18 protein-coding genes are annotated in these 17,324 nt (G+C 65.3%); 5 read left to right on the top strand and 13 right to left on the bottom strand.

From position 1 onward, the window contains the following. Positions 1 to 119 precede the first annotated feature (119 nt). Positions 120 to 560, bottom strand: coding sequence for a GFA family protein (locus AC1Q7Q_RS35325; protein WP_492373414.1), 441 nt, complete (start codon positions 558 to 560; stop codon positions 120 to 122). Between the two features lie 91 nt (positions 561 to 651). Further along, positions 652 to 1,041, bottom strand: coding sequence for a hypothetical protein (locus AC1Q7Q_RS35320; RefSeq protein ID WP_492373413.1), 390 nt, complete (start codon positions 1,039 to 1,041; stop codon positions 652 to 654). A 225-nt stretch (positions 1,042 to 1,266) separates the two neighbouring features. Between AC1Q7Q_RS35320 and AC1Q7Q_RS35315 the strand changes: the two genes are divergently transcribed. The 3 genes from AC1Q7Q_RS35315 (at position 1,267) to AC1Q7Q_RS35305 (ending at position 3,469) form a co-directional block, all read left to right on the top strand. Beyond that, the gene (locus AC1Q7Q_RS35315; RefSeq protein WP_492373412.1) at positions 1,267 to 1,944 is read left to right on the top strand and encodes an alpha/beta hydrolase; all 678 of its coding nucleotides are present in this window, start codon (positions 1,267 to 1,269) and stop codon (positions 1,942 to 1,944) included. A gap of 580 nt (positions 1,945 to 2,524) precedes the next feature. After that, on the top strand, positions 2,525 to 2,902 hold the full coding sequence (locus AC1Q7Q_RS35310; RefSeq protein WP_492373439.1) for a c-type cytochrome: 378 nt from the start codon (positions 2,525 to 2,527) through the stop codon (positions 2,900 to 2,902). 171 nt (positions 2,903 to 3,073) lie between these two features. Further along, a complete protein-coding gene (locus AC1Q7Q_RS35305; protein ID WP_492373411.1) occupies positions 3,074 to 3,469 on the top strand; it encodes a transposase in 396 nt (131 codons plus the stop codon). A gap of 24 nt (positions 3,470 to 3,493) precedes the next feature. On the opposite strand, the gene AC1Q7Q_RS35300 is transcribed toward AC1Q7Q_RS35305, so the two are convergent. Continuing rightward, a complete protein-coding gene (locus tag AC1Q7Q_RS35300) occupies positions 3,494 to 5,032 on the bottom strand; it encodes a DHA2 family efflux MFS transporter permease subunit (protein WP_492373410.1) in 1,539 nt (512 codons plus the stop codon). A 129-nt stretch (positions 5,033 to 5,161) separates the two neighbouring features. Here AC1Q7Q_RS35300 and AC1Q7Q_RS35295 point away from each other — a divergent pair, with 129 nt between their 5' ends. Further along, a complete protein-coding gene (locus AC1Q7Q_RS35295) occupies positions 5,162 to 5,605 on the top strand; it encodes a MarR family winged helix-turn-helix transcriptional regulator (protein WP_174425270.1) in 444 nt (147 codons plus the stop codon). A 92-nt stretch (positions 5,606 to 5,697) separates the two neighbouring features. Here AC1Q7Q_RS35295 and AC1Q7Q_RS35290 read toward each other — a convergent pair whose 3' ends face one another. The 8 genes from AC1Q7Q_RS35290 to AC1Q7Q_RS35255 all read right to left on the bottom strand — a co-directional run bounded on the left by AC1Q7Q_RS35290 (position 5,698) and on the right by AC1Q7Q_RS35255 (position 13,720). Beyond that, on the bottom strand, positions 5,698 to 7,221 hold the full coding sequence (locus AC1Q7Q_RS35290) for a hypothetical protein (protein WP_492373409.1): 1,524 nt from the start codon (positions 7,219 to 7,221) through the stop codon (positions 5,698 to 5,700). After that, entirely contained in the window at positions 7,218 to 8,288 is a 1,071-nt protein-coding gene (locus AC1Q7Q_RS35285) for a hypothetical protein (protein WP_492373408.1), read from the bottom strand. The genes AC1Q7Q_RS35290 and AC1Q7Q_RS35285 overlap by 4 nt, the downstream gene beginning before the upstream one ends. Before the next feature lie 392 nt (positions 8,289 to 8,680). Then, positions 8,681 to 9,055, bottom strand: a complete 375-nt coding sequence (locus tag AC1Q7Q_RS35280; RefSeq protein ID WP_492373407.1) for a DUF1484 family protein — start codon at positions 9,053 to 9,055, stop codon at positions 8,681 to 8,683. A 149-nt stretch (positions 9,056 to 9,204) separates the two neighbouring features. After that, positions 9,205 to 10,395, bottom strand: a complete 1,191-nt coding sequence (locus tag AC1Q7Q_RS35275) for a glycerate kinase (RefSeq protein ID WP_492373406.1) — start codon at positions 10,393 to 10,395, stop codon at positions 9,205 to 9,207. 132 nt (positions 10,396 to 10,527) lie between these two features. Then, on the bottom strand, positions 10,528 to 11,418 hold the full coding sequence (glxR, locus tag AC1Q7Q_RS35270) for a 2-hydroxy-3-oxopropionate reductase (protein WP_492373405.1): 891 nt from the start codon (positions 11,416 to 11,418) through the stop codon (positions 10,528 to 10,530). Between the two features lie 144 nt (positions 11,419 to 11,562). Beyond that, positions 11,563 to 12,354: an HpcH/HpaI aldolase family protein gene (locus AC1Q7Q_RS35265; RefSeq protein ID WP_492373404.1), complete on the bottom strand. Its 792-nt coding sequence runs from the start codon at positions 12,352 to 12,354 to the stop codon at positions 11,563 to 11,565. 213 nt (positions 12,355 to 12,567) lie between these two features. Further along, positions 12,568 to 13,263 carry a fumarylacetoacetate hydrolase family protein gene (locus AC1Q7Q_RS35260; protein WP_492373403.1) on the bottom strand — a complete coding sequence of 232 codons (696 nt, stop codon included), beginning with the start codon at positions 13,261 to 13,263 and terminating at the stop codon, positions 12,568 to 12,570. A 34-nt stretch (positions 13,264 to 13,297) separates the two neighbouring features. Further along, positions 13,298 to 13,720 (bottom strand): VOC family protein, encoded by a 423-nt coding sequence (locus AC1Q7Q_RS35255; RefSeq protein WP_150990449.1) that lies wholly within the window; start codon positions 13,718 to 13,720, stop codon positions 13,298 to 13,300. A 174-nt stretch (positions 13,721 to 13,894) separates the two neighbouring features. On the opposite strand from AC1Q7Q_RS35255, the gene AC1Q7Q_RS35250 reads away from it, so the two are divergent. Next, positions 13,895 to 14,770 (top strand): LysR family transcriptional regulator, encoded by an 876-nt coding sequence (locus AC1Q7Q_RS35250; protein ID WP_492373402.1) that lies wholly within the window; start codon positions 13,895 to 13,897, stop codon positions 14,768 to 14,770. 493 nt (positions 14,771 to 15,263) lie between these two features. On the opposite strand, the gene AC1Q7Q_RS35245 is transcribed toward AC1Q7Q_RS35250, so the two are convergent. Then, positions 15,264 to 15,959, bottom strand: coding sequence for a glutathione S-transferase family protein (locus AC1Q7Q_RS35245; RefSeq protein WP_492373401.1), 696 nt, complete (start codon positions 15,957 to 15,959; stop codon positions 15,264 to 15,266). A gap of 28 nt (positions 15,960 to 15,987) precedes the next feature. Beyond that, positions 15,988 to 17,157, bottom strand: coding sequence for an MFS transporter (locus AC1Q7Q_RS35240; RefSeq protein WP_492373438.1), 1,170 nt, complete (start codon positions 17,155 to 17,157; stop codon positions 15,988 to 15,990). Between the last annotated feature and the right edge of the window lie 167 nt (positions 17,158 to 17,324).

Raw genomic sequence — 17,324 nt, 5'->3', positions numbered from 1 at the left:
TTCATGATGGTCGAGGCTGACGCCGGCCACACGCACCGGCATTCGCACCCGCACCCGCATGCTTGAACCCGCTTAGGGCGCCTGGCGCTGCCAATGGCATCCGGGCCGCGGCCCTTGGCTCAGAACCCGGCCTTGTGCACCGGGCCATCCCAGCCGTCGAGGTACTTGGGCAGGGCGTCGTCGACTTCCAGCACGCGATGGCGATAGAACAAGTGCATGGCTGGCTGCAGCGCATCCGGCAGCGCACCGCCGCAGGCCCGCGCGAAAAGGGTGTTCGGGATCACCGACATGCCCAGCCGGTTGATGCCAAAGAGCGTTTCGCCGCACTGTGGACAAAACTGGCGCTGGAGCTGCCGGGTCGCATGATGATAGGTGGCCAGGTGCTGCGCGCCGCGCGCCACCACCACGTTGGCCGGCTCCCAGGCCGTGGCGGCGAACACCGGCGTGGCATAGAAATCCCGGCAGGCCTGGCAATGGCAATTGGCTCTCGCCACCGGTTCTCCGGCAATGCGCAGCTGCACCTGGCCGCAAAGGCACTCCAACGTAGCGGGAATCTGCATAGGCGTTATCTCCTGTTGTTTGTGTTTCCTGAATGGCGGGGTGCATTCTACTTGGCCGCGATGCAGGCTGCAGGGCGTGCCCTCCGGGCGCCTATCCCGCCACGGCCGCATCCAGCATGGCGCCGAACAACCCGATCAGCAGCGCGATGGCCGAGGCGATGAACCAGCGCACCGTCTTGCGGTACTCGGGCACCTGGTCGTCCTCCACCCGCAGCGAGCGGAACAGGGCGATGATCTGCAGGCACACCGCCGCCACCAGGGAGGTGGCGGCGAACAGCGCCTGGACACTCCAGTGGCCGGGACTCTCGAAGCCCCAGAAGCGCCAGAACGCCAGCGAGAAGCCCAGCAGGACCGTGATAGCGGTGATGATGCCTTGCCGGTAGCCGGCCGGCACGACCTGCGGCGGTGCGCCTGCCGCCTTGGGGACGGGCGGCGGCGGGGCCGCGGGGCCAGGATCGGGATCGGCTTGCGAGGCGGTCATGGGCTGTCCTCCTGATTGGTGCCGCAAGGCCATGGAAGTGATGCAACGAGTATAGGCACCGGCCGGGCGCGGGTCGCGGCGCGAACGCTCCCGCCTGACCTCTGTATCCGACCATCCGTGGCTGTCATCCACCCTTGCGGGCATTACAATGCGGCTGCAAAGCCGCCGCGTTGCCCGCAAGGCTGGCCGGTCTGTTTTTTCCTACGCCTAATCCCCTACCTCCTTATGTCCTCGCTTCCCCCCTCAGGCAATCGCATCTGGTTCGATGGCGCTGCCGGTAGCATCGAAGCCCTGGCGGATGCGCCGCAAGGCCCGATCCGCGCGATCGCTGTCGTGGCGCACCCGCATCCGCTGCTGGGCGGCAGCGCGGAACACAAGATCCCGGTGGCGCTGGCCAGGATCTTCCAGGCGCGAGGCTTCCTTGCCGTGCGGCCGAATTTCCGGGGCGTGGGCGGCACGCAAGGCGGCCACGATGCGGGGGCGGGCGAGACGGACGATGTGCTTGCCGTGGTCCGGCAGATCCAGGCAGCGCACCCGGGCCTGCCGCTGGCGCTGGCGGGATTCTCGTTCGGCGCCTATGTGCAGACGCGCGTGGCGCAGCGCTTGCTGCAGAGCGGCGAGCCCGTCGCGTACCTGATCCTGGCCGGCATGCCGGCCGGGCCAGCGGCCGGCGGGCGCACCTACGACACGCCCACGGTGCCGGCCGAAGCTTTTGTCATCCATGGCGAGAACGACGCCAATGTGCCGCTGCAAGCGGTGTTCGACTGGGCGCGCCCGCAGGAGCTGCCGGTCGTGGTGGTGCCCGGCGCTAACCATTTTTTCACCGGCAAGTTGCCGGTGTTCCAGCGCGCCGTGGCGGAGTACCTTGATGTCCGGCAGCGAATCGCCGGGGCCGCCAGCTAAAGATTAGCTAAGAGGTTGTTTCAAAATGAAGCGAAGCGGTTCTGGCTAGGCGCGCGGCCGCAGACAGTACAAGTGGATCGGCCAAGGCTGCGCAACGACGCCAGCATCTTTTGGAAATGGCCTCCACATCTCTAAAGGTTCTTTAAACCGAGATTGTTCATTAGCCCCTCAGGGCGATCCTTGAAAGCAAGGGCGTCCCGAATTAGGATGGCGGATTTCTAATGGCCGTCATTAGGATTTGTTCAGTGAGATCAACGTTTCGCCATGCAGTGATTCGTCAGAAGGTGCATCACACCCTCTCCACGCCTCACCATCAGGTACTGGCGCGTGGGCGCCCTGTGGGATGACGATGCAAGAAACGTCAAGCTAGTCTTGCGCCTGGCCGTGGCGCGAGAACGAAGACCGTGGTTTGAGGGCTAGTGGGGCAATGCCGGTGAGCCAGTCGATCTCTCGCGGGCGCGAGCACATTGCTAATGAACAATCACGGTTCAAATGTTATCGAGAGCGTTGAGTGTTGCAGTGGCGCCTCCGGGGTTTGCTCTCGATTCAGATCTGATTTATATAAAAAGGCTGAATGAAAATGAAAATATTATTCATCGTTTCGCTAGGAATTTTGTCGCTAGTTCAAACATCACTATCCTTCGCGGATAATTTCAATGGGAAAAATCTCTATTTACAGAGATGTGCCATGTGCCACGGAATGGATATCAAAGGAACGGGGCCATTGGCTAATAAAAGCAATCCTCCTACACCTGATCTTACAACATCCGCTTTCAAAAAACGACTAAATGATTATCCTGGTGTTATTGTATCCTCGATAATACTTCGTCCAAACGGAGACTTGATTCCCAAAACTTTGCAAGAGAATGGTGTAAAGCTATCGCCGTACCCTTGGAGGATTAAGGATCTGCGCGATTTAAATCAATACATGAGTGGTGTGATTTCAAAAAATCGATGATTTTGCGATGAGAGGTGGGCACAGAAATATAAGAGCCATTTCAGGGTTGGTTACAAACAAATTCGCCAGCACATCGGCCGCAAGGACGGCGCCGAGAACGCCACCGTTGGGGGCAAGACGCTGCCGCTGTTTGCCGATGACGCCGATTTGCAGGGCTGGCGCTAGAAGGCCATGCTCACCGATCTGCAACTTCCCGCGCTGGAAGTCTGGCGCCTGTACCGGGGCAGGGCCGATTGCGAGAACCGCATCGAGGAGCTCAAGGCCGACTTTGGTTTGAGTCGCTTTGTGTTACGCGACTTTTGGGCCACGGAGGCAGCGCTGGGCGTGGCGATGCTCGCTTACAACCTGATGAGCGTGTTTTGCCATGCAGTGATGCGTCAGAAGGTGCATCACACCCTCTGCACGCTTCACCATCGGGTACTGGCCGTGGGCGCCCTGTGGGATGACGATGCAGGAAATGTCAAGCCAGTCTTGCGCCTGGCCGTGGCGCGAAAACGAAGACCGTGGTTTGAGGGCTTGTGGGGCAATGCGGGTGAGCCAGTCGACCTCTCGCAGGCACATCGCTAATGAACAATCTCGGCTAAAAGCGCGTCAATCCATGGCCGCATGCGCCACGGCATCGTCCTCGACGTGGCGCGTGGGCTTGATCAGCAGGATGAGCGGCACCACCAGCAGCGTCGCAAGGAACATGACCTTGAAATCGTTGAGGTAGGCGATCATCGCGGCCTGCTGGTTGATCGACTGGTTGAGCATGGCCAGGTCATAGCGCGAGCCGCTTGCCAGCAAGGATTGCAGGGCCGGGTTGTACACGCTCACATTGGCCGCCAGGTCGGCGTGGGCCACCTGCGTGTTGCGCGTCATCAAGGTCTGGATCACGGAGATGCCGATGCTGCTGCCGATATTGCGCATCAGGCTGTAGGTGGCCGTGCCGTCCGCGCGCAGTTCCGGCGCGAGCGTGGAGAACGTCAGCGCGCTCAGCGGCACGAACACCAGTCCCAGGCCAAAGCCCTGGACGATGCCGGGCCACACGATATCGGATACCGACAGCACCACGGTGTACTGCATCATCTGCCACAGCGCGAAAGCGGAAATCAGGAAGCCCGCAAACAGCAGCACCCGCGCGTCGATGCGCTTGAGCAGGCGCCCGGCCAGCAGCATGGAGAGCATGGTGCCGGCGCCGCTTGGCGCGGTGACCAGCCCGGTGGTGGCCACCGGATAGCCCATCAGGTTTTGCAGCATCGGCGGCAGTAAGGCGCGGGTGGCGTACATGACCGCGCCGATCACGAAGATGAAGCAGGCACCGGTGGCAAAGTTGCGGTCCTTGAGCAACTGGTACCGGAAGAATGACCTGGGCCCGGCCGTGGCGGTGTGCGCCAGGAAATACAGAAAGCTGACCCCCGCCAGGATGGCCTCGATGCGGATCTCCAGCGAGCCGAACCAGTCGAGCTGTTCGCCGCGGTCGAGCATGGCCTGGAGCGCGCCGATGGCCAGGCCAAGCGTGATGAAGCCGAACGCATCGAACTTCAAGGCCCGTGCCGGCGCCCGGTTGGGCAGGAAGGACAGCACGCCGAACAACGCGAATGCGCCAATCGGCACATTGATGAAAAACACCCATCGCCAGTTGTAGCTATCGGTCAGCCAGCCGCCCAGCGTCGGGCCCAGGATGGGCCCCACCATCACGCCCATGCCCCACACCGCCATCGCCTGTCCCTGCTTCTCGCGGGGGTTGATATCCAGCAGGATGGATTGCGACAGCGGCACCAGCGACGCCCCGAATATGCCCTGCAGCAGCCGCGACGCCACGATCTGCGCCAGCGTGTCGGACATCCCGCAGAACGCCGAGGCAATGGTGAAGCCGGTGATCGAGATGGCCAGCAGACGCTTGACGCTGAGCCGGTCGGACAGCCAGCCGGTGAGCGGCGTGGCGATCGCGGCAGCGACGATGTACGAGGTCAGCACCCAGGTGATCTCGTCCTGCGATGCCGACAGGCTGCCTTGCATGTGGGGCAGCGCCACGTTGGCGATGGTGCTGTCGAGTGTCTGGATCAAGGTCGCGGCCATGATCGCGATGGTGATCATGGGCCGGTTGAGCGGCATTTCTACGCGCCCGGCTACCGCATCGGAGGACATGGTTTGAACAACCTGGAGGGGTGGGGTTGAATAATAAGCATGCTTATTATACGGTCGCGCCAAAGCATGGCAAGCCGCTTCTTGCTGGCGTGGCGGCGTGCCTGAGGGAGATCTTTGTACAATCGCGCCATGGAAACGAAACTGGAAAAGCGCTTTGGCTTCCTGGTCTCGGACGTTGGCCGCCTCAACGGCAAGCGGTTCGATGAGCTGGCCAAGTCGTCCCTCGATCTCACCCGGGCGCAATGCCGCGCACTCGCCTACCTGTCGCACTATGGTGAAGTCAACCAGGTGCGGCTCGCCGAGCTGCTGGAAGTCGCGCCGATTTCGGCGGGACGCCTGCTTGACCGGATGGAAGAGGGCGGCTGGATCGAGCGCGTGCCCAACCCGGAAGACCGCCGCGAGCGCGTGGTGCGCATGACGCCCAAGGCGGAAAGCGCACTGGACAAGGCCCGGCGGGTCGGCGACGAGGTTGCGGCGGAGGCGCTGGCCGGCCTCAGCGAGCCGGAGCGCGAGCAACTGATCGGCCTGCTCCAGCGCGTGCGGCAAAACCTGGGCACGATCGTCGATCGTTGACGGCGGGCAGCAAGCCCATCCAAATCCCTGAAGTGCTCTACCCCGGCGCCCCTTTGCTTCGCCGCCTTGCTTCGCCGCCTCACTTCGCCGCCTTACTTCGCCGCGCCCCCCGCGCGCCGCGCCATGGCCGGCTTGGGCTTTGGCGCCTCGGTGGCGCCGCCAAAAGCCGTTTGATAGATCTTGCCAGCCTCCTCATACAAGCGCGCGCGATTGTCCGCCTGCAGCCCGATCTGCTTGCCGCCGATCTCGATCTGGACCAGCCTGTCCTGCGCGGCCATCTCCGCGCCGAACTGCTCGTAGAACGCCGTGGTGGCCTGGCCCGATACGCTGTAGTACTGCATGGCGGCCTGCAGCGCCATGGTGTTGCCCATCTGGGCATTGAACGCGCCCGCGCCCGAGAACGCGCCGCTGGCCATGCCCGCCCCGGCCATGGCGAAGGCGCCGGCCATGGACATCATCTGTTGGCGTGCCCCCTGCTTTTCCTTGGCTAGCCGCATCGCGCGAAAGCTCTTGCCATAGGCGCCGTCGAGCAGCTTGGCCACCAGGGCGCGGTCCTGCGCGGCGACCCATTTGCGTTCGGCATCGGCAAGCTGCGAGATCAGCTTCAGCTTGGCCTCATCGCCGGGGGCCGGTGTGCGTGCCGCCAGGCGCTCGGCCAGCGGCTTGTCGTAGCGCGCGACATAGGCGTCGAATGCCACGCGGGTTGCCTGCGCTGCATCGATCCGCGTGAGTCCGTCGGCCACCACGCGCGCCAGGTTGTCCAGCGTTTCGTTGCGCAGCTTGCCGTCGGCATCGAAATCCGGTGCCGCGGAGGCTTCGTAGTACGCCTTGCTGAACGGCTCATAGGTCTGCGGGAACGCCACGGCTGCATCCGGCGCGAGTGGCACGCCCGCCTTGGTCGGGATGGGGGTACTGTAGTCCCAGGAGTCGCCCGCAAAGCCGTAGATCACATCTGGATGGGGCACGTCGCGGGCCTCCAGCGCGGGGCATGCTGCGGCATCGAAGGCCGGCATGATGTTCAGCGCCGGCTTGTAGGCCAGTACCCCGCAGGTCTTGGCCGACGCTAGCCCGGCCGTGGACACGCTGGCGATGACCTGGGCCGAGCCATGCGTGCTGCCCTTGTGGGTCAGCGGGACATCCCACAGGTCCACGACCATGCGCGCCGGGAAGCGATTGCGCACCAGCGGACGATAGACCAGCTTGCCGTTCTCGGCATCGAGTATCAGCGGCTCCAGTGCGATGTCGGCGGACGGGATGTAGCGGCCAAGCAGGCGGGTGAACTCCGCCGCGTAGTAGATCGAGCCGGCGGGGATGCCCCGGTAGGCGTCGTGGATGCCGTCGAAGCCCATGATGGACACCGGGTTGTTCCACACGAGATCGTTATAGCGGCTGACCCAGTTCGGCTTGAGGAGCGCCTGCGCGGACTCCGTGACGGCCTGCGGCCAGCGCACGACCACTAGCGCGCTGCCCGTCAGCGGCTGCACGGCGGCTACGGTGCCTTGCTGCTTGTACGCGGCATCCATGCTGGAGAAGTTTGTCGTGCTGCAAGCGCCCAGGCAAAGCGCGGCGGCTGCGACGGCGACGCCGCGCAGCAGGGTTCGGTTGGTTTGGCTCAAGGCAGTTTCCTCGTCGTGGCTGGGTTCGCCTCTGTGGCGGGCAATTTGGTGATGGGTGGGCAAGACGCCTGTGCCGCGCTGGCGGCTTGCGCGGCGCGCGCCCGGCAACCCGGGATGCCGGCGCCGGCCGCTTCGGCACGCACGCCGGCGGGCAGGTCGACCTGGCCCAGCAAGAAGCTGCGCATCGCCTCGCCGGACACCGGCGCGAGCGCATCGCCCTGGGGGGCCTCCCGCGCCATCTCGGCAACGCGCCCCTGCCCTGCCCCGGCGATCTGCGCGATGTCCGCGCCCATCGTCGCGGCCTGCTGGCTCATGGACCCGCTCATCGCCATGGCGGATTGCCCTAGCGCGGCGCGGCGCTGCTGCAGCTCCGCCGCCTTCTGGCGGGCGAGGCGTTCGCGCTCCTGGGCCTCCTGTTCCGCCCGGCGCTGCTGTTCGGTGCGGCGCTGCAGCTCGACCCGGCGCTGTTCCTCCAGCATCGCTTGGCGCTGCTGCGCGGCGACGCGCTCCTGTTGCTCGCGCTCGCGGGCCGCCTGCTGCGCATTGCCCCGGCTCAGGACCTGCGATGCCGCTTCGGCCTTGCGCTCTGCCTCCCGCTCGCGGGCTTGTTGCGCCTGCTGCTGTTGCAACTGTTGCTGCAACGCTGCCTGCTGCCGCAGCTCGGCTTGCCGTTGCGCCGCCAGGCGGCGTTCCTCTTCGAGCCGGCGTGCCCGCGCCTGGCGTTCCTGCTCTTGCGCCTGCTCCTGCGCGCGCCGCGTTCGCTCGATGTCGGACAGCTGGCAACGGGCGCCGATAGCCGGCGGGTCCGCGTCCTGCACCAACGGGCCAAGTGCCTCGTTCCAGCTATTGCCAGGGACGTTGTTGATGAAGACGGAGCCCTGGCGCGTAAAGCCTGCCGTGGTGCGGACCTGCCAGTCGAGCTGGCAGTCGACCGGATCGTTGGTCTGGGCGAGCACGCGCAGGATGTAGCGATCGCCGGAGATGCGATAGCTGGTGACGACGGCGTGCGCCGGCAGGACCAGTGCCAACGCGCTCACGCCGATGGCGGTGCGAAATAACTTGTGCATTCTTGATTGACTACCGACGCATCACACGTTAGCTTTTCCCGTGATGGCGATTGTATCGACCGGGAAATAAGGTGCCCACCTCCGAACGGGTGAGAGATGCCGTGACGTTGGCTCTTTGAATCCCCAAGGTGGCTTGCCGCTGCTGGCTAAGGGGGCTTGCGGCTCCACGGCGGGGAAGGATTTATCCCATGAATATGGGATGCGGCGCCAAAAGGCCTATGGGAAACTCCCGCCGGGAAAATACCATCTATCAGAATTCTTTAAAGAATTCTATTTGAATCAAATCCAATTCGCATGACACGCCGGCGTAGCGGCACGGTTTGCAATGTCTTCAACGTTGAGGCCGCGCCTTGTGTAACGGCCGTCGCGGCCGCAGCCCGGCCGCCGGCGTCTCAGACCAGCCGAGCCACGTCCTCCACAGCGTCATCCAGTTGCAGCTTCAGCAGCTTGAGCAAGCAGTACAAGCCGTAAGCCGCCTCCGTCTTCTCGCTCTGAAGCTCCGCCAGTTGCAGCAGGCTATCCATCCCGGCGCTAACGCTTTGCAACTCCGCGCAAGCGTTGGCGATGCGTTCGCGCAGGCCGCGATCCAGCGTTTCGATCCGGTCGATCAGTGCGGATACGAGGGGCTGTTCCTCGGCATTGGCGGGACGCGTCATGCCGATCAGCTCGGCGATGAGATCGCCTTGCCTGCTGATGGCGAGGAGCGGGTCGGAGGGACTGCCGCCGCGCGTGATCGAATTGGGGCCGGCTCGGGCGCTAGGATGCATGCAAGCTCCTTAAAGAGGGGGAGGCTATGGGGGCAAGACCAGGCCGCCTGCTTCAACGCGAGCGTGGCGGACTCGTAAAAGCATACTGCTTCCGCGGTCGCTCACCTTTAAGAAATTTCTGGATTTTCAGGCAGGGCGCGCCGTGGCGCTCAGTGCAAGGCCTCGCCCGCCTGGCGGGGGCACCCATGTTCGAGCGGATGAGTGCTGGTGAAACGCAGTCTTGCCATCTGTTCCGCCGCATCCGATAGCAAAGCGCTCGCGTTGGCCATGGCTTGCTCGACAGTGATCGGGCCGGGCGCCAGGGAAAAGCAGCCCGTGAAATGCGTCCCCAGGGCCGGCAGCGCGGCGGGGTCGATGGCGCCGCAAAGCAATGAGGCGGGCACTCCGCAGGCATGGGCGCGCTGGCAGGCGATCAACGGCGCCTTGCCGCTTAGCGTCTGCACATCGCTGCGTCCCTCGCCGGTGATCAGCCAGTCGGCGCCCGCGAGCGCGCCATCGAGGTCTACGCAGTCCGCCACGATGTCGGCGCCCGGGCGCATCTGCGCGCCAAGCATCAGCAAGGCGTAGCCCAGGCCACCGGCCGCGCCCGCACCCGCGGCGTCCACGGCGTGGCGCCCGAGCGCCGGCTCCAGCAAGCTCGCATAGCCGGCGAGCGCGGCATCGATGGCCTGCACATCCTGCGCTTGCACGCCCTTTTGCGGGCCGAACACGGCAGTGGCGCCTTGCGGCCCGGTCAGCGGGTTGGTGACATCGCACATCGCTACCAGCCTGGTGGAAGCCAGCCGCGGGTCGAGCTGGCTGGCATCGATTGCCGCCAGCTGGGGCAGCGCGGCGGGCGTTGGCGGGATGTCGCGGCCCTGCGCATCCAGCAAGCGCAGCCCCAGGCCATGCAGCAGGCCGGCGCCGCCATCGTTCGTGCTGCTGCCGCCAAGGCCGACGAAGATCTCGCGCATGCCCAGGTCGAGCAGGGCCTTGATGGCATCGCCGAGACCGGTCGTCGAGCGCTGCGCCACGGGGCATGCCATGCCTGCCGGATCGGTGATGCCGACGATTTCCGCGGATTCGATCACGGCGCGGTCGCCCGCGAGCAGCGCTACCGTGGCGATGCGCGCGGCGCCGTCCGCGCCGCGTACCTCGATGCCGGCGCGCTGGCCGCCTGCGGCCAGCATTGCGTCGATGGTGCCTTCGCCGCCGTCCGCCATCGGGCGTTGCCGGATCGTCGCCCCGGGCAGCGCGCGCTGGATCCCGGCGGCGATGGCGGCGGCGACCTGGTCGGCCGCAAGGGAGCCCTTGAATGAATCGGGGGCAATGACGATAAGGGGATCGGGAAGGCTAGGCATAGGGCGAGGCGGGGGTGAACGGCGCTCACCGCAGGGCAAACGCCATACCGAGGAAAGGGGAAAAGTGGGGAAAGGCCATCGGGCGGCAGCGGGTGCTGCCCGATGGCAAAGACTGCTGGCTAAGTCGTGCCCTCAATCCTTCTTGGCCGCGACTTCATGGTTGGCCATCAGCTCAAGCGCGCGGACCAGCGCGGAGTGATCCCAGTCCGAGCCGCCATGGCTTGCGCAGGCATTGAACAACTCCTGGCAGGTGGCCGTGTTCGGCAGCGACACGCCCATCTCGCGCGCGTTCGACAGCGCAAGGTTCAGGTCCTTCTGGTGCAGCCCGATGCGAAAGCCCGGGTCGAACGTCCGCTTGATCATGCGTTCGCCGTGCACTTCCAGCACCTTGGACGACGCAAAGCCGCCCATCAGCGCCTGGCGCACGCGCGCCGGATCCGCGCCGGCCTTGGAGGCGAACAGCAGGGCCTCGGCAACCGCCTCGATGTTCAGTGCCACGATGATCTGGTTGGCCACCTTGGCGGTCTGCCCCGCGCCGTTGTCCCCCACCAGCGTGATGTTCTTGCCCATTAGCTCGAACAGCGGGCGCACGGTCTCGAACGTCGCTTGCGAGCCGCCGACCATGATCGACAGCGTGGCGTTGCGCGCGCCGACCTCGCCGCCGGACACCGGCGCATCCAGGTACTGGCAGCCAAGCGCATTCACGCGCTCGGCGAAGCCCTTGGTGGCGATGGGCGAGATCGAGCTCATGTCGACCACGATCTTGCCGGCGCTCAGCCCGGCGGCAATGCCGCCGTCATTGAACAGCGCGGCCTCCACATGGGGCGTGTCCGGCACCATGAGGAAGATCACGTCCGCGCGTTCGGCCACTTCCTTGCCGGAGCTGCAAGCCACGCCACCGCTGTCCAGCAGGGATTGCGGCACGCCGCTGCGGCTGGACAGGCTCACTTCGTGCCCCCCGGCGATCAGGTTGGCGGCCATCGGGGTGCCCATGATGCCAAGGCCAATAAATCCAAGCTTCACTTTCGTTCTCCGTTAGTCGATCTCAATGGCATCGCTTGCCGCCGGACGCCTGCGCAGCGGGCACCGCGATGCCGGTGCCTCAAATCTCTTGTCTCGATCTTGTCTGAAATGCTTGTCCCGAAACGGGGCCGGCTCAGTACCGGCTCAGTATCCCGATGTTTCGCCGCCTGCCGCCTGCCCGTCGCGCATCTGCGTCACCACCTGCCGGGCACCGGCCGCCATCAGGCGCGCATCGGAGCCAACGGTGACGAACTGGAAGCCTTGCTCGATCCTGCGCAATGCCGCTTCCGGCGCACCGTTGTGGATGCCGGCGACCACGCCGCGCGCCTTGGCGCGGGCCACCACGTGCGCGATCGCCTCCGCGACGGGTGGGTCGACATCGTCGAATGTCGGGCGGCAGCCGAGCGCGAGCGACAAGTCGGACGGGCCGATATAAACCGCATCTAGCCCTTTGACCGACAGGATGTCGTCCAGGTTATCCAGCCCCTGCCTCGTCTCGATCATCGCGAAGACGACGATGGTTTCGTTGGCGCGCTCGGGATAGTCGGGGCCGCCATACAGCATGCCGCGGATCGGCCCGAAGCTGCGCGTGCCCATCGGCGGGTAGTGGGTGGCGGCGACTAGGCGCTCCGCGTCTTCGCGCGTGTTGATCATCGGGCAGATCACACCGTACGCGCCGGCGTCGAGCACCTTCATCAGGATGCCTGGCTCATTCCAGGGCACGCGCGCCACCGGCATGGTGTCGGTGGTGGAGATCGCCGTGAACAGGCTAAGGGCGTCGCGGTAGTCCAGCGCGCCGTGCTGCAGGTCCACCGTGAGCGAGTCCCAGCCCTGGTGGGCCATGGTCTCCGCGGCAAAGCTGCTGGGGATGGACAGCCAGCCATTGACGACGGCTTGCCCGTTCGCCCACATGTTCCGTATCCGGTTCTCGCGCATTGTGTCTCCTGTGGCTTGGCTTATAAGTTATCGTACAACATGGGGCAAGTATAACCCGCGCAGGCACGTCGTCAAGCGAAGCAGCAAGGTTAAGGCCGGTTTGAGGAAAGTTAGTGCGCTCGGCGTGGCCCGAGGCAGGCGGGAATCGTGCTGAGGCCATGACATGGCTCGCGGTGAGCCATGTCATCGTATGTCTTGCCAGTGCAATGCGTCTTAACGCTTGCCCACGCGGAAAGCGATCTCGCCGACACCAGCCACACCGGCGGTCACTTCGTCGCCGGGCTGCAGCGCGCCGACGCCGGCCGGCGTGCCCGTGAAGATCAGGTCGCCAGGTGCCAGGGTCACGCTTTGCGACACATAGGCAATGACGTCGGCCACGGGCCAGATCAGCTCGTTCAGGTCGCCTTCCTGGCGCGTCTCGCCATTGACCTTGAGCCACACGTGGCCTGCGCCGGGATGGCCGATGCTGGCCACGGGGTGCAGCGGGCCGCAAGGGCCGGAGGCGTCGAAGCCCTTGGACCAATCCCACGGACGGCTCATCTTTTTGGCGGTGTCCTGCAGGTCGCGGCGGGTCAGGTCCACGCCTACGGCATAGCCCCACACCAGGTCGAGTGCTTGTTCGGGCTTGATGTTCGCACCGCTCTTGCCGATCGCCACCACCAGTTCGACCTCGTGGTGCAGGTTTTCCGTGAGCGGCGGATATGGCACCGTGCCCTCGGCGGCCACCACGGCATCGGCCGGCTTGGTGAAGAAGAACGGCGGATCGCGGTCCGGGTCATTGCCCATCTCGCGGGCGTGCGCGGCGTAGTTGCGGCCCACGCAAAACACGCGGCGGATGGGAAAGCGGGCGCTGCTGCCGGCCACGGCGACGCTTGCCTGTTCGGCGGGCTGGATTACGAATTCGGTCATGTCTGGGTCCTTCTGTGACGAAAGCGTGGAGGGATTACTTTGCGAAGACCTGGCTGATGTCGCCAAAAGCCTTGAACTCCAGCGCGTTGCCCGACGGATCCAGGAAGAACATCGTCGCCTGCTCGCCGACCTGCCCCTTGAAGCGCACATGGGGCTCGATCACAAACTGCGTATTGGCAGCGCGCAGCTTCTCGGCCAGCGCTTCCCAGGCATCCATGGAGAGGATCGCGCCGAAGTGGCGCACCGGCACCTCGTCGCCGTCGACGGCGCTGGTGGCACGGTGGCCGCACTCTTCCGGCGCGAGGTGGGCGACGACCTGGTGGCCATAGAAATTGAAATCGATCCAGGCATTTGAGCTGCGGCCTTCGGGGCAGCCGAGGAGCTCGCCGTAGAAGCGGCGGGCTTCTTCCAGGTCGTTGACGGGGAAGGCCAGGTGGAACAACGGGGTTGCGCTCATCAAAGGGGCTCTTGTCTCTTGTGCGTGGGGGTTGTCGGTGTGTTGCCGTGTTTGATTGTAATCAGCAGAAGTCGTAATATGAAACGAATGATTTCTGTGCTCAGCATCGAAAATTTCAATATGAGTCACGCCATCCCGCCTGTGATTCGCACATGACCCCCACATGACCCCCACATGATCCGTTATTTCCGCACCTTCCTTGTTGCGGCGGAGACCTCGTCCTTTTCCGCCGCCGGCGCACGCCTTGCCCTCACCCAGTCAGCGGTGAGCACCCAGATACGCCGGCTGGAGGAAGACCTTGGCTGCACGTTGTTCGACCGGGCCGGCAAATCGGTCGCGCTGAGCCAGGAGGGCCGCAAGCTGCTGCCTGAAGCCATGCGCTTCGTCGAGCTATACGAGTCCATGAAGGGCCGCGCGCATTCCGCCTCCGACACCACGCCGCTGGATCTTGGCGCCGTCTCCACCGTGCAGGCCGCGCTGCTGCCCGGGGCCATGAAGCGCTTTCGCGCCGGATTTCCCAAGACACACGTCAACATCGTCCCCGGCACATCTACCCAATTGCTGACCCAGGTCGATGCCCGCGAGCTCGACGTGGCGGTGCTGATCAAGCCAAGGCTAGGCATTCCGCAGGAACTCAAATGGGTACCGCTGATGCGCGAGCGCTTTGTCGGCGTTGCGCCGGCGGGCTCGCCGCGCGACTTGAAGGCGGTGCTGGCGGCCATGGCCTTCATCCGCTACAACCGGCATTCCATGGGCGGGCAACTGGTGGACCGCTATCTGCGCCGGCACCGGCTGTGGGTCGAGGAGGGGATGGAGCTGGACGAGCCCGCCGTGATCCTGCGGATGGTCGATGAAGGACTGGGCTGCGCGATCATTCCGGCCGCGCTGGTGCCGCTGCGGGCCGCGCGTCACGTTGTGGAGATACCGTTGCCCGGCGAACCCATATCCCGCGAGATCGGCGTGCTGGTCAGGCAGTCGTCGCTCAAGCGCGCGTCCATGGCGGCGCTGATCGATGCGCTGGTCGCCGAGACCGCGCACGCGGCCGGTTGAAGTTCCTCCCCGGGCCGCGCGCCGCATTGCCGCGGCGCGCAAAAAAAAGCACCCCGCGCGGCGGGAGCACACGCGGGGCGACCAGGACGACTTGGCAACACCCGCATGGGCGCGGCCGGGCCAGCAAATCTTCAATTCCTCGGCGTTTCGGGTTCAGCCGCACCTCGTCGTGTTTCGTAAGGTGCGGCGGAATATTAAGCAGCGGGAAGGGGGATCAATGCGAAGAGGAGCAGGGCCATTGCGGCCTTATCCCGGCTTTAGGAACGAAGCGGGCCCGCCATGGGCGCAAGAACTGCCGCGTGCATCACCCGGCAGCGGGATGAAGTGTCAATTCGTGATACATCGCGCACATCGCCGTCATGCATTTTCAATGTGCAGTCATTCACTCTGCCAGGCCGGCCAGGAAGATCTGTCGCCGGGCAACCACGGGCACAACCCATTGGTCCGGCGTGTCGCCGTTGCCGGCGGCGACGGCCTGCATGATGTGAAGGGGTCAGGCAACCGGCGGCTGGTCCTGGAGAAAGCGCGCCGGGATGGCGTCCTTGATCGGGAACATGGAGAAGTAGGGGCGGGCCTCGGCCAGCACCTGCGCAACCGCGGGACGGGCCACCAGCCGTTCGAAATAGGCGGCCAGGCGCGGATGCGTCGGCGCGAAAGGCACTACCGCTGCCGCGTAAAACAGCGCCGGTTCCGCGGCGCAGTCCGCCAGCGTGAAGTGCTCGCCGACCATCCAGGTGCGGCTGGCCATGCGCTGCTCGATCATGTCGTAGGCGGTGCGCAGGGCGGCTTGCGCGTCCGCCACGCCGCGCGGGTCGCGCTCTGCCTCCGCCCGCAGCCGGTCGCCTACGATCTTCTGCATCGGCAGGTGCACGTAGAGATCGAAGATGCGATCCCACAGCCGCGCCTCGCGGCGCTCGTCATCATCGGTCGGCAGCAGCGCGCGCGCGCCGGGGTAGTGCTGGTTGAGGTAGTCGATGATGATCGTGGTTTCCGGGAGCGTCACGTCGCGGCTGTCGTCGCGCAGCACCGGCATCTTGCCGATGGGCCAGAGCGCCAGGAACGCGGCGCGCGAGTCCTTTTCGCCAAGGTTCACCACAACGCCGGAAAATGGCGTCTGGTTTTCGTAGAGCGCGATCAGCACCTTGTGGCAGAACGAAGACAGCGGATGGTAGTGGAGAGTCAGTGCCATGATGGTTGCTCCTTGCCGTAGCGCCCGCCTACGTGGTCATCAGCTGCGGCGGCCGCGGGCGCGTGGCCACCGCAAAGGCAATCTGCGCCAGCCCGGCGGCCAGCCCAAGTGTCACTCCGGTCTGCCACGCCAGGGTGTAGGAACCCAGCGCATCGTAGACCAGGCCACCCCCAAACGCGCCGACGAAGCTGCCGATCTGGTGGCTGAAGAACGCCACGCCGCCCAGCATGGCCTGCCAGCGCAGGCCGAAGGTCTGCGCGATCCAGCCCGCCACCAGCGGCGCCACGCCCAGCCACAGGAAGCCCATTATGGCGGCAAACACCAGCGTGCTGCCCGGCGTGGGCGCCGATGAGAAGTACCAGGCCAGCGCGAGCGAGCGCACGCTGTAGATGATGCCGAGCAGCACGAGCTTGTTGACCCGCCCGCCGGCCCAGCCGAAGAACAGGCTGCCCAGCACATTGAAGCCGCCGATCACGCCGAGTGCCTTGGCGCTGAGCATCGGGTCCATGCCGCAGATGTCGAGATACGAAGGCAGGTGCGTAGTGAGGAAGACCAGTTGCATGCCGCACACGAAATACGCGGCGCCCATCACCAGGAACGCCTTGTTCCGCAGCGCCGCGCCAAGCGCCTCGCGCGCATTCTGCTGCACGGCGCCGGGCAACGTGGGCAGCGGCAGGCGATCCACCTTGCCCGCGTACCACGCGGCGGGCAGCATGACCAGCGCAAGCAGGATAAAGGCCGCCAGCCCCACGCGCCAGCCGAACGACTGCGCCACCACCTGCCCGATCGGCGCCGCCACCAGAGCCCCGAGCGAGCCGGCGCCGGACACAATGCCAAGCACCGCGCTGCGCAACGCCGCCGGCACCGGCCGCGCGGCCACCGCCATGGCAATGGCGCTGCCCGTGCAAGCCATCGATGCGCCGATCGCCACGCCCGCGCCGAGCGTCACGCCTGCGATGCCGTGCGCCGTGGCCAGCAGCGCCAGCCCCAGCACATAGAGCAGCGAGCCGCTCATCATCAACGGCCGGAACCCCACCCGCGTGGCCCAGGCGCCGGCCATGGGCTGGAGCAGTCCCCAGGCCAGGTTCTGCACCGCAATCGCAATCGTGAAATCCGACACCGAGATGCCGATGTCCCTGGTCAGCGGGGGCATGAAGATGCCAAGGCTCTGGCGCAGGCCCATGGCCAGGCTCAGCATGACGGAAGCGCCAATCAGGATCGGCAGGACGGGGCGGAGGTCGGACAGGCGAGGGGGCACGGTGGAACGGTCTCTGTCTTTGTATTGTTGTTATTGTTTTCTTCTTTGTCGTGACCTGATTGTCACACTACGGGCAGCCGTGAAGTCACGCAGCCGTGAAGTGATAT

The organism is Cupriavidus sp. GW823-FHT07A04, from assembly GCF_058794615.1.
The sequence above is the reverse complement of the archived record's forward strand: the minus strand, read 5'-3'. Positions and strand labels throughout refer to the sequence as shown.

What these genes read in the sequence shown, in the direction of transcription:
- AC1Q7Q_RS35325 (WP_492373414.1), bottom strand. Translation starts at nt 560, where the DNA reads ATGCAGATTCCCGCTACGTTGGAGTGCCTTTGCGGCCAGGTGCAGCTG.
- AC1Q7Q_RS35320 (WP_492373413.1), bottom strand. Translation starts at nt 1,041, where the DNA reads ATGACCGCCTCGCAAGCCGATCCCGATCCTGGCCCCGCGGCCCCGCCG.
- AC1Q7Q_RS35315 (WP_492373412.1), top strand. Translation starts at nt 1,267, where the DNA reads ATGTCCTCGCTTCCCCCCTCAGGCAATCGCATCTGGTTCGATGGCGCT.
- AC1Q7Q_RS35310 (WP_492373439.1), top strand. Translation starts at nt 2,525, where the DNA reads ATGAAAATATTATTCATCGTTTCGCTAGGAATTTTGTCGCTAGTTCAA.
- AC1Q7Q_RS35305 (WP_492373411.1), top strand. Translation starts at nt 3,074, where the DNA reads ATGCTCACCGATCTGCAACTTCCCGCGCTGGAAGTCTGGCGCCTGTAC.
- AC1Q7Q_RS35300 (WP_492373410.1), bottom strand. Translation starts at nt 5,032, where the DNA reads ATGTCCTCCGATGCGGTAGCCGGGCGCGTAGAAATGCCGCTCAACCGG.
- AC1Q7Q_RS35295 (WP_174425270.1), top strand. Translation starts at nt 5,162, where the DNA reads ATGGAAACGAAACTGGAAAAGCGCTTTGGCTTCCTGGTCTCGGACGTT.
- AC1Q7Q_RS35285 (WP_492373408.1), bottom strand. Translation starts at nt 8,288, where the DNA reads ATGCACAAGTTATTTCGCACCGCCATCGGCGTGAGCGCGTTGGCACTG.
- AC1Q7Q_RS35280 (WP_492373407.1), bottom strand. Translation starts at nt 9,055, where the DNA reads ATGCATCCTAGCGCCCGAGCCGGCCCCAATTCGATCACGCGCGGCGGC.
- AC1Q7Q_RS35275 (WP_492373406.1), bottom strand. Translation starts at nt 10,395, where the DNA reads ATGCCTAGCCTTCCCGATCCCCTTATCGTCATTGCCCCCGATTCATTC.
- AC1Q7Q_RS35265 (WP_492373404.1), bottom strand. Translation starts at nt 12,354, where the DNA reads ATGCGCGAGAACCGGATACGGAACATGTGGGCGAACGGGCAAGCCGTC.
- AC1Q7Q_RS35260 (WP_492373403.1), bottom strand. Translation starts at nt 13,263, where the DNA reads ATGACCGAATTCGTAATCCAGCCCGCCGAACAGGCAAGCGTCGCCGTG.
- AC1Q7Q_RS35255 (WP_150990449.1), bottom strand. Translation starts at nt 13,720, where the DNA reads ATGAGCGCAACCCCGTTGTTCCACCTGGCCTTCCCCGTCAACGACCTG.
- AC1Q7Q_RS35250 (WP_492373402.1), top strand. Translation starts at nt 13,895, where the DNA reads ATGATCCGTTATTTCCGCACCTTCCTTGTTGCGGCGGAGACCTCGTCC.
- AC1Q7Q_RS35245 (WP_492373401.1), bottom strand. Translation starts at nt 15,959, where the DNA reads ATGGCACTGACTCTCCACTACCATCCGCTGTCTTCGTTCTGCCACAAG.
- AC1Q7Q_RS35240 (WP_492373438.1), bottom strand. Translation starts at nt 17,157, where the DNA reads ATGCTGAGCCTGGCCATGGGCCTGCGCCAGAGCCTTGGCATCTTCATG.